Origin of the sequence: Pseudomonas sp. 58 R 12 (assembly GCF_900005865.1) — a bacterium.
Classification (GTDB): domain Bacteria; phylum Pseudomonadota; class Gammaproteobacteria; order Pseudomonadales; family Pseudomonadaceae; genus Aquipseudomonas; species Aquipseudomonas tritici.
The window spans coordinates 1-17,261 of sequence record NZ_CVTP01000014.1 but is presented as its reverse complement, the minus strand read 5'-3'; the positions used below and the strand labels follow the sequence as shown (position 1 = coordinate 17,261).

The following is a 17,261-nucleotide window of genomic DNA, read 5'->3' as shown; positions in this document are numbered from 1 at the left end:
TTACAAGCCTGGCAAGTGTTGGCGAATATGCGCGACCAAGGCATCCAGGGTCCCGCTTTCGTTGGTTTCGACGCGTTTGCTGAGGAGCAGTTCCTCGGCTGTCAGCGGGTCGCGATTGGCGTGCTGTTCTTCGATAACCGTCAATGTCGCGTCGGAAGGATCGTTTTTATCTGCCTGACGTTGCGCCAACCAGCTTGAGATAACGGCCTGAGGCGCATTGCAATCCAGGATCAGGAAGGGTGCACCGGTGGCTTCAGCAATCTTGGCAGCTGCATCACGTTGTTCGCGCTTAAGGAAGGTCGCATCCAGCACCACTGGGTAACCTGCGCGAAGGACGGTGTCGGCGATTTCATTCAAGCGCGCGTAGGTCGCCGCGCTGGCATCGGCTGCATAGATGCCGGCCTGAGGCGTGTTTTCCACATGTTGCTCGCCGAACAGGCGCTTGCGCTCCACATCCGAACGCAGGCGCACAGCGCCCAAGGCTTCGACCAGGCGCATGGCAACATGGCTTTTGCCTACGGCCGAAACACCATGGGTAATTGCCAGGAAGCGCGACGGAATGGTGCTGTAGCTTTCCGCCAGGTTGGCATAGTTGCGGTATTGGCGCAGGGTCGTCGCGCGCTGCACCGGGCTGGCTTCGCTCGGCATGCTGAACAGTGAAACCTTGGCGCGTACCAGCGCTCGGTAGGCTTTATAGAAGTTCAGGACTTCCAGGCCGTGATAATCACCGGTCAGCTCCAGGTACTGGCTGATGAAGCGACGCGCCAGGGACTTGAGGCCACGGTCTTCCAAGTCCATGGCCAGGAAGGCGGTGTCGGCGTACACGTCGGTAAAGCGGAAAGGCTCGTTGAACTCGATGCAGTCGAAGATCACCACGTGGCCATCGATCAGGGTTGCGTTACCCAAGTGAATATCACCGTGGCATTCGCGGGTAAAACCCTCCAGCTTGCGCTGGGCGAACAGCGGCTTGAGGCGCTCGAAGCTGCTTTCGGCCCAGGCGTGCAGCGCGTCCAGTTGAGCCAGGTCAACCTTGTCGCTGAGGAACGGGCGGATCTGATCGAAGTTCTGGCGAACCGGTGCCATCACTTCGTCCGGGGTGCCGGCAGGGTGTTCTTGCGGGACTGTCGGCGCGGTGAGGTGGAAGTGCGCGATCTGCTTGGCCATCTCATCAATGTGCGCGCTGGTCAGTTCGCCGTTGGCTTGCAGGGTACTGAGCAATTGGCTTTGTGGGAACTGACGCATTTTCAGCGCGTACTCGATCACCGGGCCATCGCCACCCAGTTGCGGGGCTTCGGCAGTGCCGGTGATCGGCAACACTTCAAGATACAAATCGTCTGTCAGGCGCTGGTTGAGGCGCAGTTCTTCCCGGCAGAAGTGGCCGCGCTTTTCCAGGTCGGTGAAATCCAGAAAGCCGAAGTTCATCGGCTTCTTCAGTTTATAAGCGTAGGAACCGGTCAGTACGACCCAGGAAATATGGGTCTCGATGACTTGGAATGCTTCAACCGGATGGGGGTATAAAGCCGGGTTTTGCAGGGCGGCGATCAGGGACTGGCTCACGGGCGATCCTTCAGAGTCTGGGGAAAAACATGGCGGGCATTATGGCTGCTGCGGCCGGTCGTGCAAACCGCTGTCCGGCTCATGTTGATCCTCAATAAAGTGCGTATAATCCGCCGCCATGACTCGAACCCGATCTCCCCGTTCCCGTAAAAAACCTCCCTCCCGTGGCCTGCGCCCTTGGCTGGGCTGGGCGCTCAAGCTTGGCTTGGTGGGCCTCGTCGTGCTAGCCGGCTTTGCGGTGTACCTCGACGCTGTGGTCCAGGAGAAATTCTCCGGCAAGCGCTGGACCATTCCGGCCAAGGTGTACGCGCGTCCACTGGAACTGTTCACCGGCCAGAAGCTGAGCAAGGACGACTTCCTGACCGAGCTCGACGCCTTGGGCTACCGCCGTGAACCCGTGAGCAACGGTCCGGGTGCGGCCGCCGTCACGGGCAACACCGTCGACCTGAATACCCGTGGCTTCCAGTTCTATGAAGGCCTGGAAAAAGCCCAGCCGGTGCGCGTGCGCTTTTCCGGCGATTACGTTGCCGAGTTGTCCTCGCTCAATGGCTCGAAGCTGCCCGTGGTTCGCCTGGAACCGCTGATGATTGGCGGCATTTACCCGAAAAACCTTGAAGATCGCATCCTGATCAAGCTTGATCAGGTGCCGCCGTACCTGCTGGAAACCCTGGTTGCCGTCGAAGACCGCGATTTCTACCACCACTGGGGCGTCTCGCCGAAGTCGATTGCCCGCGCGGTTTGGGTGAACACCTCTGGCGGTAAGATGACCCAGGGCGGCAGTACGCTCACGCAACAATTGGTCAAGAATTTCTACCTGACCAGCGAGCGCAGCCTGACCCGTAAGCTCACCGAAGCCATGATGGCGATGCTGCTGGAGCTGCACTACAGCAAGCAGGAAATCCTCGAGGCCTACCTCAACGAGGTGTTCGTCGGCCAGGACGGCCAGCGCGCCGTGCATGGTTTTGGCTTGGCCAGCCAGTTCTTCTTTGGCCAGCCGCTGTCTGAATTGAAGCTGCATCAGGTCGCGTTGCTGGTGGGCATGGTCAAGGGGCCTTCCTACTACAACCCGCGTCGTAACCCTGAGCGCGCACTGGAACGTCGAAACCTGGTGCTCGATGTGCTTGAGCAGCAGGGCGTTGCCACGGCGGAGCAAGTTGCGGCGGCGAAGAAAATGCCACTGGGTGTCACTACCCGCGGCAAGCTGGCGGACAGCTCCTTCCCAGGCTTTATCGATCTGGTCAAACGTCAACTGCGTGAAGACTACCGCGACGAAGACTTGACCGAAGAAGGCCTGCGGATCTTCACCAGTTTCGACCCGATCCTGCAGATGAAAGCCGAAGCGTCCGTCAATGACACCTTCAAGCGCCTCACGGGGCGTAAAGGCTCCGATGAAGTCGAAGCGGCAATGGTCGTGACCAACCCGGAAACCGGTGAAGTGCAGGCCATGATCGGCAGTCGCCAGGCCAGCTTCGCCGGTTTCAACCGCGCGCTGGATGCGGTACGGCCAATCGGTTCGCTGGTCAAGCCTGCGGTTTACCTGACCGCCTTGGAAAAGCCGAGCAAATACACGCTGACCAGTTGGCTGTCGGATGATCCATTGTCGGTCAAGGGGGCTGATGGCCAGGTGTGGACGCCGCAGAACTTCGACCGTCGCTCCCACGGTACGGTGTTCCTATACCAAGGGATCGCTCACTCCTACAACATCTCCACTTCCCGCCTCGGCCTTGAAGTCGGCGTGCCGAACGTCCTCAAGACGATCGCGCGACTGGGTGTCACCCGTGAATTCCCGGCCTTTCCGTCGATCCTGCTGGGCGCTGGCGCGATGACCCCGATGGAAGTCGCAACCATGTACCAGACCCTAGCCAACGGTGGTTTCAATACACCGATGCGCGGGATCCGCAGCGTGTTGACTGCCGAAGGCGAGCCGCTCAAGCGTTACCCGTTCCAGATTCAGCAACGTTTTGATGCGGGCTCCATCTATCTGATTCAGAACGCCATGCAGCGCGTGATGCGTGAAGGTACCGGTAGTTCTGTCTATAAGGTCCTGCCATCGAACCTGACGCTGGCGGGCAAGACCGGTACCAGTAACGATTCGCGCGACAGTTGGTTCGCCGGCTTCGGCCAGGACGTGCTGGCGGTGGTGTGGCTGGGGCGTGACGATAACGGCAAGACCCCGTTCACCGGTGCTACCGGTGCGCTGCAGGTCTGGACCAGTTTCATGCGCAAGGCCGACCCGCTGCCGTTGAACATGCCGCAGCCGGATAACATCGTGCAGGCCTGGATTGATCCGCACACGGGTCAAGGCTCCGATGCCAATTGTCCGGGCGCGGTGCAGATGCCGTATATTCGCGGCAGCGAACCGCCACCCGGTGCCGCGTGCGGTGGCAGTGCCCCTGCTGACGCGGAATCGGTGATGGATTGGGTCAAGGGCTGGATGAATTAAGCAAAGAGGGTTTCAAGTGAACAAATGGTTGTTTCCAGCTATTACAGCTCTGGCTTTGCTCAGCGGTTGCTCCAGCGTCCAGCGCGGCTCCATTCCCGTGGTGGACTCGAGCACAGCCGTCTCCAATAACGACCGGATTTCGGCCAATGGCGGGTTCCGTCAAACCGTGACCCAGCGCCCTGCGCAGGCAACGACCCAGGCAATGCCACAGGATTCCGGCGTGGTGGTGATGGTGCCAGGCGGCGGCGCAGCGGCATCGGCGCCGATCAGTGCTGAGCCCTGGACGCCGGGCCCAAGCACCTCGGGCCCGATTGACTCCACGCCGGTTCAAGCGGCGCCGATCAATCAAGGCACCTACAACATGCCGTCGACGCCAAGTGGTATTCCGTCATCCTCCAGCGGTGGCGGCCTGTCGGCTGATGAGCAATTGGACGGCCCGGTGCTGGCGCTGCTGACCACTGCCCAGCAACAGCAGGCCGGGGGGGATTTGAACGGCGCGTCGTCCAGCCTTGAGCGTGCCCAGCGTGTTGCACCTCGCGAGCCTCAAGTGTTGTACCGTCTGGCGCAAGTACGCATGGCCCAGGGCGACGCACCGCAAGCCGAGCAGTTTGCCCGTCGGGGCCTGACCCTGGCTAACGGTCGTCCAGACCTGCAAGCCAGTCTGTGGGCCTTGATTGGTGACGCGCGTGCCGCACAAGGTGACGCAGCCGGCGCGGCCCAGGCTCGCCAGAAAGCCAAGGTCAGCCTCTGATGGATGCACGCTTTCCCGCAATTGCCGAACAGTTATTGCTGATTGAGCGCGAATTGCGCGTGCAGGGCTGGTGGGACGAGATGTCCCCCAGCGTCGAGGCACTCAGCAGCGTTGAGCCCTTTTCGGTAGACACCCTGGACTTTCACCAGTGGCTGCAATGGATCTTCCTGGTGCGCATGAAGCAGATCCTCGAGCAGGACCTGCCATTGCCAAATGCTTCAGGGATCATGGAGATGGCGGAGATGGTCTACGCGGACCGCCCGCTGGAAAGCCTCGGCTTGCGCAATGCGCTGAAAAAGTTCGACCAACTGATCGCCGACGCTCGTTAATTGCCTGACTGCCGGGTTTTCCGGCAGTCTTGCGCACATTTCTACCGCTTGACGACATTCAGGCGAGTTTTATCCCTCCTCAAACCCCTTTCTCCTACGTTCTCATGCGCTTAGTTGGAAAAAAGCGCAATTATTGCTTGACTTGAAGGGGCTGAAACAGAAGAATCCAAAGTCCGCTGTATCGGGACTGCCAGAAGCAGGCCCGCTCAGCAGATCATGAGGCGCACATCCGCGCCGACCTGTTACACCCGCAACGCGTTACCTCGCGCTGGGTGGGAAAAGCCCGCAACACTTGGGACGATCCCAATACTTGCTCAGTCAGTGCTGACGTAGTCGGCGACCACCGTCGCTCATGCTCTGTTGAGAAGTAAACCTATTAAGACCCGTCGGTTTTCAACGGACGGTATTCTGGCGTTTTAGAGGTGAACAACGTGGAGCTTTTATCTGGCGGTGAGATGCTCGTCCGCTTTTTGCGTGACGAAGGCGTCGACTATATCTACGGGTACCCAGGTGGTGCTCTGCTGCATGTCTACGACGCACTGTTCAAGGAGCCGGCTGTTACCCACATCCTGGTTCGCCACGAACAGGCCGCGACCCATATGGCTGACGGTTATGCCCGTGCCACCGGTAAAGCCGGCGTGGTACTGGTAACATCCGGCCCAGGCGCAACCAATGCCATTACCGGCATCGCGACTGCCTATATGGACTCCATCCCGATGGTGATCATTTCTGGCCAGGTGGCAAGCACCATGGTCGGTACCGATGCATTCCAGGAAACCGACATGATCGGTATCTCCCGGCCGATCGTGAAACACAGCTTCATGATCAAGCATGCGTCGGAAATTCCGGAAATCATGAAGAAGGCTTTCTACCTCGCACAGTCCGGTCGCCCGGGGCCTGTCGTGGTCGATATCCCGAAGGACATGACCAATCCGGCGGAAAAATTCGAATATATCTTCCCGAAAAAAGCCAAGCTGCGTTCCTACAGCCCGGCCGTTCGTGGGCACTCGGGGCAAATTCGCAAGGCAGCAGAAATGCTCCTGGCGGCCAAGCGTCCCGTGTTGTACTCGGGTGGTGGTGTGATTCTGGGCGGCGGTTCCGCACCGCTGACCGAACTGGCCAAGCTGCTCAACCTGCCGGTGACCAACACCTTGATGGGCCTCGGCGCATTCCCGGGTACGGATCGCCAGTTCGTCGGCATGCTCGGCATGCATGGCAGCTACACCGCCAACCTGGCGATGCACCATGCCGATGTGATCCTTGCAGTGGGTGCACGTTTCGATGACCGGGTAATCAACGGCGCGAGCAAATTCTGCCCGAACGCCAAGATCATCCATATCGACATCGACCCGGCGTCCATCTCCAAGACCATCAAGGCCGACGTGCCGATCGTAGGTCCTGTTGAAAGCGTATTGACCGAGATGGTTGCCGCGCTCAAGGACATCGGCGAAGCGCCGAACAAGGAATCCGTCGCCAGTTGGTGGAAGCAGATTGACGAATGGCGCGGTGATCGCGGCCTGTTCCCTTACGACAAGGGCGACGGCAGCATCATCAAGCCACAAACCGTGATCGAGACCCTGTGCGAAGTGACCAAGGGCGACGCCTTTGTGACCTCCGACGTGGGCCAGCACCAGATGTTCGCTGCGCAGTACTACAAGTTCGATAAGCCTAACCGCTGGATCAACTCCGGCGGCCTGGGCACGATGGGCTTTGGTTTCCCTGCGGCCATGGGCGTGAAACTGAGTTTCCCGGACGCTGACGTTGCATGCGTCACCGGTGAAGGCAGCATCCAGATGAATATCCAGGAACTGTCGACATGCCTGCAGTACGGCCTTCCGGTGAAGATCGTGTGCTTGAACAACGGTGTGCTGGGCATGGTTCGCCAGTGGCAGGACATGAGCTACGGTAGCCGTCACTCTCATTCCTACATGGAGTCGCTGCCAGATTTCGTCAAATTGGTTGAGGCCTATGGCCACGTTGGCATCCGCATCACCGACTTGAAAGATCTGAAGCCGAAGATGGAAGAGGCGTTCGCCATGAAGGACCGCCTGGTGTTCATCGATATTCAGGTGGATACCAGCGAGCACGTCTACCCGATGCAGATCAAAGACGGCTCTATGCGCGACATGTGGCTGAACAAGACGGAGCGTACTTAATCATGCGGCATATTATCTCCCTGCTTCTGGAGAACGAACCCGGCGCTCTGTCTCGTGTTGTCGGCCTGTTTTCGCAACGCAACTACAACATCGAAAGCCTGACCGTGGCCCCGACCGAAGACCCGACCCTGTCGCGCCTGACGTTGACCACCGTGGGCCACGATGAGGTGATCGAGCAGATCACCAAGAACCTCAACAAGCTGATCGAAGTGGTCAAGCTGGTCGACCTGTCGGAGAGTGCCCACATCGAGCGCGAGCTGATGCTGGTCAAGGTCAAGGCCACCGGCGCCCAGCGTGCCGAGATCAAGCGCACTACCGATATTTATCGCGGGCAGATCGTCGATGTGAGCGCCAGCGTTTATACCGTTCAACTGACCGGTACAAGCGACAAGCTGGACAGCTTCATCCAATCGATCGGGACGGCCTCGATTCTGGAAACAGTACGCAGTGGTGTCACCGGGATTGCCCGTGGCGACAAAGTACTCAGCATTTAACCCAAATTAGTGAATGGCCTTACGGCCTGGATATATAGAGGAACCTCATGAAAGTTTATTACGAAAAAGATTGTGACCTGTCGATCATCCAGGGCAAGAAAGTCGCCATCATCGGCTACGGCTCCCAGGGTCACGCACAAGCGTGCAACCTGAAAGATTCCGGCGTTGACGTGACTGTTGGCCTGCGCAAAGGCTCGGCCACTGTTGCCAAGGCTGAAGCCCATGGCCTGAAAGTGACTGACGTTGCTTCCGCCGTTGCTGCTGCCGACCTGGTCATGATCCTGACCCCGGACGAGTTCCAGTCCGCGCTGTACAAGAACGAAATCGAGCCGAACATCAAGAAGGGCGCCACCCTGGCCTTCTCCCACGGCTTCGCGATTCACTACAACCAGGTAGTGCCACGCGCTGACCTCGACGTGATCATGATCGCGCCGAAAGCCCCGGGCCACACCGTGCGTTCCGAGTTCGTCAAAGGCGGCGGTATTCCTGACCTGATCGCGATCTACCAGGACGCCTCGGGCAATGCCAAGGACGTTGCGCTGTCCTACGCTGCCGGTGTTGGCGGTGGTCGTACCGGCATCATCGAAACCACTTTCAAAGACGAGACTGAAACCGACCTGTTCGGCGAACAAGCTGTTCTGTGCGGCGGTACCGTTGAACTGGTAAAAGCCGGTTTCGAAACTCTGGTTGAAGCTGGCTACGCTCCGGAAATGGCCTACTTCGAATGCCTGCACGAACTGAAACTGATCGTTGACCTCATGTACGAAGGCGGTATCGCCAACATGAACTACTCGATCTCCAACAACGCCGAGTACGGCGAGTATGTGACTGGTCCGGAAGTGATCAACGCCGAGTCCCGTCAGGCCATGCGCAACGCCCTGAAACGTATTCAGGACGGCGAATACGCCAAAATGTTCATCAGCGAAGGCGCTACCGGCTACCCTTCGATGACCGCCAAGCGTCGTAACAACGCCGCTCACGGTATCGAAATCATCGGCGAGCAACTGCGCTCCATGATGCCGTGGATCGGTGCCAACAAGATCGTCGACAAAGCCAAAAACTAAGTCGTACGCATCAACGGAAAACGCGGCCTAGGCCGCGTTTTTTCGTTTGTGGGCTGGTTCTGGTATAAAGCTGCATCGTTTGCGGGCGAACACTCGCCGCAAGTATTTGTCGAATTTTTTCACACCGTTGCAAGGTAAAGTCCATGAGCGAACGTCCCGAAGAGCCACACCAGGCTTCTGACGCCGAAAGCCTGCTGCCGATCGATGAGCATGTCGAAGAAGGGCATGACGCCGAAGGTCGCAAGGTCCGGCATCGTGGCATCTATCTTTTGCCGAACCTGTTCACTACGGCAAACCTGTTTGCCGGCTTCTATTCCATCATCAACTCCATGAGCGCCCAAAGTGCGCTGGCGGCGGGTGATGCGGTGAGTGCCAGTAAGTATTTCGGTTTTGCTGCCATTGCCATTTTCGTTGCCATGGTGCTCGACGGCCTTGATGGTCGTGTGGCACGCATGACTAACACGCAAAGCGCCTTCGGTGCCGAGTACGACTCGTTGTCGGATATGGTCGCGTTTGGTGTAGCCCCCGCGTTGCTGGCATTTGCCTGGGCGCTGGGTGATATGGGTAAGGTTGGCTGGATGGTCGCCTTCATCTATGTTGCGGGCGCTGCTTTGCGTCTGGCGCGCTTCAATACTCAGGTGGGGACTGCTGACAAGCGGTATTTCATCGGTCTTGCCAGCCCGGCGGCTGCGGGGGTGGTGGCAGGTATTGTCTGGGCGTTCAGTGATTACGGCATTCAGGGTTCGAAAATGTCGTTCCTGGTGGCGTTGATGGTAGCTGCTGCCGGCATGCTGATGGTCAGCAACATCAAGTACAACAGCTTCAAGGAGCTGGACCTCAAGGGGCGCGTGCCTTTCGTGGCAATCCTGGCAGTGGTGCTGGTGTTCGCCGTGGTGTTCAGTGATCCTCCGCGTATTCTGTTGCTGGCGTTCCTGGTCTACGCCGCTTCGGGCCCGGTTCAGTATCTGTTGCATCTGCGCCGCGACAAAACATTGCCTTAATGTAATTTCCCCCATACTCCGCAGTCTATTGGTGCATCAGTTCTCCAACGCTGCGGAGTTGCCATGTTAATCAAGTTGCCTAAAGCGTCCGATTGCCATGAATCGGATGTCACTCCTGAATCTTTCTATCTTTCTCGCCGCAGCTTGCTTGGTGGTGCGCTTGCCGGCATCGCAGCCAGCAGTTTGCCGCGTTGGGCCAATGCTGAGGAAGCCTCACGTTATGCTGATGTTGAAGCGGGCAGGGCGCCGAGCTGGTTTGCCGAGAAGCTGCCGAGTACCCAATGGCAGGCAGTTACGGTAAAGGACGAAGCGATCACGCCGTTCAAGGATGCGACTCACTACAACAACTTCTATGAGTTTGGTACGGACAAGGGTGATCCCGCAGCGAATGCGGGCTCGCTCAAGACCGAGCCCTGGAGTGTGGTGATTGATGGCGAAGTCGCCAAGCCGGGGCGATATGCCCTGGAAGACTTTATGAAGCCGTATCAATTGGAAGAACGGATCTACCGTCTGCGCTGCGTCGAGGCGTGGTCGATGGTCATCCCCTGGATCGGCTTTCCGATCTCGGCCTTGCTCAAGCAGGTTGAGCCAACCTCCAAGGCCAAGTACATCCGCTTTGAAACTCTTCAGGATTCCAAGAGTATGCCGGGCCAGCGTTCGAGTTTCGGCTTGATCGATTGGCCTTATATAGAAGGGTTGCGCCTGGATGAGGCGATGAACCCGCTGGCGATCCTGGCTGTTGGCATGTATGGGCGTGAATTGCCCAACCAGAACGGCGCGCCGCTACGCTTGGTTGTGCCTTGGAAGTATGGCTTCAAGAGTGTGAAGTCCATTGTGCGGATCAGTCTCGTGAGCGAGCAACCGAAAACCACTTGGCAGAGCATCGCTGCGGATGAGTATGGGTTCTATGCGAATGTGAACCCAACGGTCGACCACCCTCGCTGGACTCAGGCGCGGGAGCGTCGTCTGCCGAGCGGCCTGTTCAGTCCGAATGTGCGTGAAACGCAGATGTTCAACGGCTACTCCGATGAGGTGGCTTCTCTTTATACCGGTCTGGATTTGCGGAAGAACTACTGATGCGCTATCCAGTTTGGCGCATTGGCGTCTTTATAGCTGCGGCGATATGGCCGTTGTATTGGCTGTATGAGGCGTGGGGTTTCGCCCTCGGGCCTGATCCGGGCAAGGTTCTGGTCGATCGACTGGGGCTGGGTACGTTGATCTTGTTGCTGATCACGCTGGGGATGACCCCGCTGCAGAAGCTTAGCGGTTGGGCGGGGTGGATAGCAGTGCGGAGGCAGTTGGGTTTGTGGTGCTTTGCCTATGTGGTGCTCCATCTGGCTGCTTATTGTGTGTTTGTACTGGGGTTGGATTGGACGCAGTTGGGCGTGGAATTGCGCAAGCGGCCTTACATCATTGTGGGGGCGTTGGGGTTCCTGTTGCTGTTGGTATTGGCGGTGACGTCGAATCGTTATAGTCAGCGTCGGCTGGGGAGTCGTTGGAAGAAGCTGCATCGCCTGGTGTATGTGATTCTTGGCCTCGGCTTGCTGCATATGCTGTGGATTGTGCGGGCTGATCTGAAGGAGTGGGCTATCTATGCTTCTATAGGTGTGTTGCTCTTAGTGCTGCGAATACCGCCTGTAATGCGCCGGATCCCCCGCCTTATTGCGAAAAAACCATTTTCTGCAACAAAAGCGTAATTAAGGGTTGACGGCAGATTCTGGAAGTCTATAATTCGCCCCACTTCCGGCGCAGTCGAAACGGAAAACTCCTTGGTAAACAAAGAGTTATGCGAGATTCGACAGCGAGTTGCTTCAGTTGATCGAAGCCCAGAAGGAGTTGGTAGGGCAGCGTTGTTTGGCTCTATTAACGTTTCGATCCTCTCGGTCGAAAGCGGAGAAAAAGAGGTGTTGACAGCAGCGTGTAACGCTGTAGAATTCGCCTCCCGCTAACGAGAGATCGGAAGCGCAAGTGGTTGAAGTTGTTGAAGAATTCTTCGAAAACTTCTGAAAATAATCACTTGACAGCAAATGAGGCTGCTGTAGAATGCGCGCCTCGGTTGAGACGAAAGATCTTAACCAACCGCTCTTTAACAACTGAATCAAGCAATTCGTGTGGGTGCTTGTGGAGTCAGACTGATAGTCAACAAGATTATCAGCATCACAAGTTACTCCGCGAGAAATCAAAGATGTAACCAACGATTGCTGAGCCAAGTTTAGGGTTTCTTAAAAACCCAAAGATGTTTGAACTGAAGAGTTTGATCATGGCTCAGATTGAACGCTGGCGGCAGGCCTAACACATGCAAGTCGAGCGGTAGAGAGAAGCTTGCTTCTCTTGAGAGCGGCGGACGGGTGAGTAATGCCTAGGAATCTGCCTGGTAGTGGGGGATAACGTTCGGAAACGGACGCTAATACCGCATACGTCCTACGGGAGAAAGCAGGGGACCTTCGGGCCTTGCGCTATCAGATGAGCCTAGGTCGGATTAGCTAGTTGGTGAGGTAATGGCTCACCAAGGCGACGATCCGTAACTGGTCTGAGAGGATGATCAGTCACACTGGAACTGAGACACGGTCCAGACTCCTACGGGAGGCAGCAGTGGGGAATATTGGACAATGGGCGAAAGCCTGATCCAGCCATGCCGCGTGTGTGAAGAAGGTCTTCGGATTGTAAAGCACTTTAAGTTGGGAGGAAGGGCAGTTACCTAATACGTGATTGTTTTGACGTTACCGACAGAATAAGCACCGGCTAACTCTGTGCCAGCAGCCGCGGTAATACAGAGGGTGCAAGCGTTAATCGGAATTACTGGGCGTAAAGCGCGCGTAGGTGGTTTGTTAAGTTGGATGTGAAATCCCCGGGCTCAACCTGGGAACTGCATTCAAAACTGACTGACTAGAGTATGGTAGAGGGTGGTGGAATTTCCTGTGTAGCGGTGAAATGCGTAGATATAGGAAGGAACACCAGTGGCGAAGGCGACCACCTGGACTAATACTGACACTGAGGTGCGAAAGCGTGGGGAGCAAACAGGATTAGATACCCTGGTAGTCCACGCCGTAAACGATGTCAACTAGCCGTTGGAAGCCTTGAGCTTTTAGTGGCGCAGCTAACGCATTAAGTTGACCGCCTGGGGAGTACGGCCGCAAGGTTAAAACTCAAATGAATTGACGGGGGCCCGCACAAGCGGTGGAGCATGTGGTTTAATTCGAAGCAACGCGAAGAACCTTACCAGGCCTTGACATCCAATGAACTTTCTAGAGATAGATTGGTGCCTTCGGGAACATTGAGACAGGTGCTGCATGGCTGTCGTCAGCTCGTGTCGTGAGATGTTGGGTTAAGTCCCGTAACGAGCGCAACCCTTGTCCTTAGTTACCAGCACATAATGGTGGGCACTCTAAGGAGACTGCCGGTGACAAACCGGAGGAAGGTGGGGATGACGTCAAGTCATCATGGCCCTTACGGCCTGGGCTACACACGTGCTACAATGGTCGGTACAGAGGGTTGCCAAGCCGCGAGGTGGAGCTAATCCCAGAAAACCGATCGTAGTCCGGATCGCAGTCTGCAACTCGACTGCGTGAAGTCGGAATCGCTAGTAATCGCGAATCAGAATGTCGCGGTGAATACGTTCCCGGGCCTTGTACACACCGCCCGTCACACCATGGGAGTGGGTTGCACCAGAAGTAGCTAGTCTAACCTTCGGGAGGACGGTTACCACGGTGTGATTCATGACTGGGGTGAAGTCGTAACAAGGTAGCCGTAGGGGAACCTGCGGCTGGATCACCTCCTTAATCGACGACATCAGCTGCTCCATAAGTTCCCACACGAATTGCTTGATTCATTGAAGAAGACGATAAGAAGCAGCCCGAAATTGGGTCTGTAGCTCAGTTGGTTAGAGCGCACCCCTGATAAGGGTGAGGTCGGCAGTTCGAATCTGCCCAGACCCACCAATTTTGTGTGGGAAACGCCTGTAGAAATACGGGGCCATAGCTCAGCTGGGAGAGCGCCTGCCTTGCACGCAGGAGGTCAACGGTTCGATCCCGTTTGGCTCCACCACTACTGCTTCTACGTTATGAAAGCTTAGAAATGAGCATTCCATCGTTATGATGGTGAATGTTGATTTCTAGTCTTTGATTAGATCGTTCTTTAAAAATTTGGGTATGTGATAGAAAGATAGACTGAACGTTACTTTCACTGGTAACGGATCAGGCTAAGGTAAAATTTGTGAGTTACTCAGTTTTGAGTATTATCGAATTTTCGGCGAATGTTGTCTTCACAGTATAACCAGATTGCTTGGGGTTATATGGTCAAGTGAAGAAGCGCATACGGTGGATGCCTTGGCAGTCAGAGGCGATGAAAGACGTGGTAGCCTGCGAAAAGCTTCGGGGAGTCGGCAAACAGACTTTGATCCGGAGATGTCTGAATGGGGGAACCCAGCCATCATAAGATGGTTACCTTACACTGAATACATAGGTGTATGGAGCGAACCAGGGGAACTGAAACATCTAAGTACCCTGAGGAAAAGAAATCAACCGAGATTCCCTTAGTAGTGGCGAGCGAACGGGGACTAGCCCTTAAGTGGCTTTGAGATTAGCGGAACGCTCTGGAAAGTGCGGCCATAGTGGGTGATAGCCCTGTACGCGAAAATCTCTTAGTCATGAAATCGAGTAGGACGGAGCACGAGAAACTTTGTCTGAATATGGGGGGACCATCCTCCAAGGCTAAATACTACTGACTGACCGATAGTGAACTAGTACCGTGAGGGAAAGGCGAAAAGAACCCCGGAGAGGGGAGTGAAATAGATCCTGAAACCGTATGCGTACAAGCAGTGGGAGCCCACTTTGTTGGGTGACTGCGTACCTTTTGTATAATGGGTCAGCGACTTATTTTCAGTGGCGAGCTTAACCGAATAGGGGAGGCGTAGCGAAAGCGAGTCTTAATAGGGCGTCTAGTCGCTGGGAATAGACCCGAAACCGGGCGATCTATCCATGGGCAGGTTGAAGGTTGGGTAACACTAACTGGAGGACCGAACCGACTACCGTTGAAAAGTTAGCGGATGACCTGTGGATCGGAGTGAAAGGCTAATCAAGCTCGGAGATAGCTGGTTCTCCTCGAAAGCTATTTAGGTAGCGCCTCATGTATCACTGTAGGGGGTAGAGCACTGTTTCGGCTAGGGGGTCATCCCGACTTACCAAACCGATGCAAACTCCGAATACCTACAAGTGCCGAGCATGGGAGACACACGGCGGGTGCTAACGTCCGTCGTGAAAAGGGAAACAACCCAGACCGTCAGCTAAGGTCCCAAAGTTATGGTTAAGTGGGAAACGATGTGGGAAGGCTTAGACAGCTAGGAGGTTGGCTTAGAAGCAGCCACCCTTTAAAGAAAGCGTAATAGCTCACTAGTCGAGTCGGCCTGCGCGGAAGATGTAACGGGGCTCAAACCATACACCGAAGCTACGGGTATCACGTAAGTGATGCGGTAGAGGAGCGTTCTGTAAGCCTGTGAAGGTGAGTTGAGAAGCTTGCTGGAGGTATCAGAAGTGCGAATGCTGACATGAGTAACGACAATGGGTGTGAAAAACACCCACGCCGAAAGACCAAGGTTTCCTGCGCAACGTTAATCGACGCAGGGTTAGTCGGTCCCTAAGGCGAGGCTGAAAAGCGTAGTCGATGGAAAACAGGTTAATATTCCTGTACTTCTGGTTATTGCGATGGAGGGACGGAGAAGGCTAGGCCAGCTTGGCGTTGGTTGTCCAAGTTTAAGGTGGTAGGCTGAGATCTTAGGTAAATCCGGGATCTTAAGGCCGAGAGCTGATGACGAGCTAACTTTTAGTTAGCGAAGTGGTTGATGCCATGCTTCCAAGAAAAGCTTCTAAGCTTCAGGTAACCAGGAACCGTACCCCAAACCGACACAGGTGGTTGGGTAGAGAATACCAAGGCGCTTGAGAGAACTCGGGTGAAGGAACTAGGCAAAATGGCACCGTAACTTCGGGAGAAGGTGCGCCGGTGAGGGTGAAGGACTTGCTCCGTAAGCTCATGCCGGTCGAAGATACCAGGCCGCTGCGACTGTTTATTAAAAACACAGCACTCTGCAAACACGAAAGTGGACGTATAGGGTGTGACGCCTGCCCGGTGCCGGAAGGTTAATTGATGGGGTTAGCTAACGCGAAGCTCTTGATCGAAGCCCCGGTAAACGGCGGCCGTAACTATAACGGTCCTAAGGTAGCGAAATTCCTTGTCGGGTAAGTTCCGACCTGCACGAATGGCGTAACGATGGCGGCGCTGTCTCCACCCGAGACTCAGTGAAATTGAAATCGCTGTGAAGATGCAGTGTATCCGCGGCTAGACGGAAAGACCCCGTGAACCTTTACTATAGCTTTGCACTGGACTTTGAATTTGCTTGTGTAGGATAGGTGGGAGGCTTTGAAGCGTGGACGCCAGTCTGCGTGGAGCCAACCTTGAAATACCACCCTGGCAACTTTGAGGTTCTAACTCAGGTCCGTTATCCGGATCGAGGACAGTGTATGGTGGGTAGTTTGACTGGGGCGGTCTCCTCCTAAAGAGTAACGGAGGAGTACGAAGGTGCGCTCAGACCGGTCGGAAATCGGTCGTAGAGTATAAAGGCAAAAGCGCGCTTGACTGCGAGACAGACACGTCGAGCAGGTACGAAAGTAGGTCTTAGTGATCCGGTGGTTCTGTATGGAAGGGCCATCGCTCAACGGATAAAAGGTACTCCGGGGATAACAGGCTGATACCGCCCAAGAGTTCATATCGACGGCGGTGTTTGGCACCTCGATGTCGGCTCATCACATCCTGGGGCTGAAGCCGGTCCCAAGGGTATGGCTGTTCGCCATTTAAAGTGGTACGCGAGCTGGGTTTAGAACGTCGTGAGACAGTTCGGTCCCTATCTGCCGTGGACGTTTGAGATTTGAGAGGGGCTGCTCCTAGTACGAGAGGACCGGAGTGGACGAACCTCTGGTGTTCCGGTTGTCACGCCAGTGGCATTGCCGGGTAGCTATGTTCGGAATAGATAACCGCTGAAAGCATCTAAGCGGGAAACTAGCCTCAAGATGAGATCTCACTGGGACCTTGAGTCCCCTGAAGGGCCGTCGAAGACTACGACGTTGATAGGTTGGGTGTGTAAGCGCTGTGAGGCGTTGAGCTAACCAATACTAATTGCCCGTGAGGCTTGACCATATAACACCCAAGCAATTTGACTACTCTAACGAGCATCAGATTGCGGTGTGTGAAGACGATAGAACCGAAAGTTCGATCTCACGAAAACACCGAAAGCTGTCACATACCCAATTTGCTGAAGCGAGGCCATCTGGCCACGACTCAGTACCCGAATTTCTTGACGACCATAGAGCATTGGAACCACCTGATCCCATCCCGAACTCAGTAGTGAAACGATGCATCGCCGATGGTAGTGTGGGGTTTCCCCATGTGAGAGTAGGTCATCGTCAAGATTAAATTCC

General features: G+C 55.8%; 10 protein-coding genes, 2 tRNA genes and 3 rRNA genes. 14 read left to right on the top strand and 1 reads right to left on the bottom strand.

The window, feature by feature from the left end; all coding sequences use genetic code 11:
• On the bottom strand, positions 1-1,557 hold the full coding sequence (locus tag BFP95_RS07660) for a bifunctional aminoglycoside phosphotransferase/ATP-binding protein (RefSeq protein ID WP_065909732.1): 1,557 nt from the start codon (positions 1,555-1,557) through the stop codon (positions 1-3).
• Between the two features lie 118 nt (positions 1,558-1,675).
• On the opposite strand from BFP95_RS07660, the gene mrcB reads away from it, so the two are divergent.
• The 14 genes from mrcB (at position 1,676) to rrf (ending at position 17,252) form a co-directional block, all read left to right on the top strand.
• A complete protein-coding gene (gene mrcB, locus BFP95_RS07655; protein ID WP_065909727.1) occupies positions 1,676-4,000 on the top strand; it encodes a penicillin-binding protein 1B in 2,325 nt (774 codons plus the stop codon).
• A gap of 16 nt (positions 4,001-4,016) precedes the next feature.
• The gene (locus BFP95_RS07650) at positions 4,017-4,751 is read left to right on the top strand and encodes a tetratricopeptide repeat protein (RefSeq protein ID WP_065881620.1); all 735 of its coding nucleotides are present in this window, start codon (positions 4,017-4,019) and stop codon (positions 4,749-4,751) included.
• Complete coding sequence (locus tag BFP95_RS07645; protein ID WP_065875696.1) at positions 4,751-5,080, top strand: YqcC family protein; 330 nt, start codon at positions 4,751-4,753, stop codon at positions 5,078-5,080. Before BFP95_RS07650 ends, BFP95_RS07645 begins: the two co-directional genes overlap by 1 nt.
• Before the next feature lie 431 nt (positions 5,081-5,511).
• Positions 5,512-7,236: an acetolactate synthase 3 large subunit gene (locus BFP95_RS07640; RefSeq protein ID WP_065875700.1), complete on the top strand. Its 1,725-nt coding sequence runs from the start codon at positions 5,512-5,514 to the stop codon at positions 7,234-7,236.
• A gap of 2 nt (positions 7,237-7,238) precedes the next feature.
• Positions 7,239-7,730, top strand: a complete 492-nt coding sequence (gene ilvN / locus BFP95_RS07635) for an acetolactate synthase small subunit (protein WP_003176102.1) — start codon at positions 7,239-7,241, stop codon at positions 7,728-7,730.
• A gap of 47 nt (positions 7,731-7,777) precedes the next feature.
• Positions 7,778-8,794: a ketol-acid reductoisomerase gene (ilvC, locus tag BFP95_RS07630; protein ID WP_065875697.1), complete on the top strand. Its 1,017-nt coding sequence runs from the start codon at positions 7,778-7,780 to the stop codon at positions 8,792-8,794.
• A gap of 143 nt (positions 8,795-8,937) precedes the next feature.
• Entirely contained in the window at positions 8,938-9,795 is an 858-nt protein-coding gene (gene pssA / locus BFP95_RS07625) for a CDP-diacylglycerol--serine O-phosphatidyltransferase (protein ID WP_049711521.1), read from the top strand.
• 63 nt (positions 9,796-9,858) lie between these two features.
• Positions 9,859-10,872 (top strand): protein-methionine-sulfoxide reductase catalytic subunit MsrP, encoded by a 1,014-nt coding sequence (gene msrP / locus BFP95_RS07620; RefSeq protein ID WP_065875698.1) that lies wholly within the window; start codon positions 9,859-9,861, stop codon positions 10,870-10,872.
• Positions 10,872-11,492 carry a protein-methionine-sulfoxide reductase heme-binding subunit MsrQ gene (gene msrQ / locus BFP95_RS07615; RefSeq protein ID WP_065881619.1) on the top strand — a complete coding sequence of 207 codons (621 nt, stop codon included), beginning with the start codon at positions 10,872-10,874 and terminating at the stop codon, positions 11,490-11,492. The genes msrP and msrQ overlap by 1 nt, the downstream gene beginning before the upstream one ends.
• Positions 11,493-12,037: 545 nt before the next feature.
• A 16S ribosomal RNA gene (locus BFP95_RS07610) occupies positions 12,038-13,574 on the top strand.
• Positions 13,575-13,656: 82 nt separating this feature from the next.
• Positions 13,657-13,733 (top strand) — tRNA-Ile (locus tag BFP95_RS07605).
• A 30-nt stretch (positions 13,734-13,763) separates the two neighbouring features.
• Positions 13,764-13,839: transfer RNA gene (locus BFP95_RS07600), tRNA-Ala, on the top strand.
• 249 nt (positions 13,840-14,088) lie between these two features.
• A 23S ribosomal RNA gene (locus BFP95_RS07595) occupies positions 14,089-16,980 on the top strand.
• A gap of 156 nt (positions 16,981-17,136) precedes the next feature.
• A 5S ribosomal RNA gene (gene rrf / locus BFP95_RS07590) occupies positions 17,137-17,252 on the top strand.
• The 16S, 23S and 5S rRNA genes sit together here with 2 tRNA genes alongside, the layout of an rRNA operon.
• Positions 17,253-17,261: the final 9 nt, after the last annotated feature.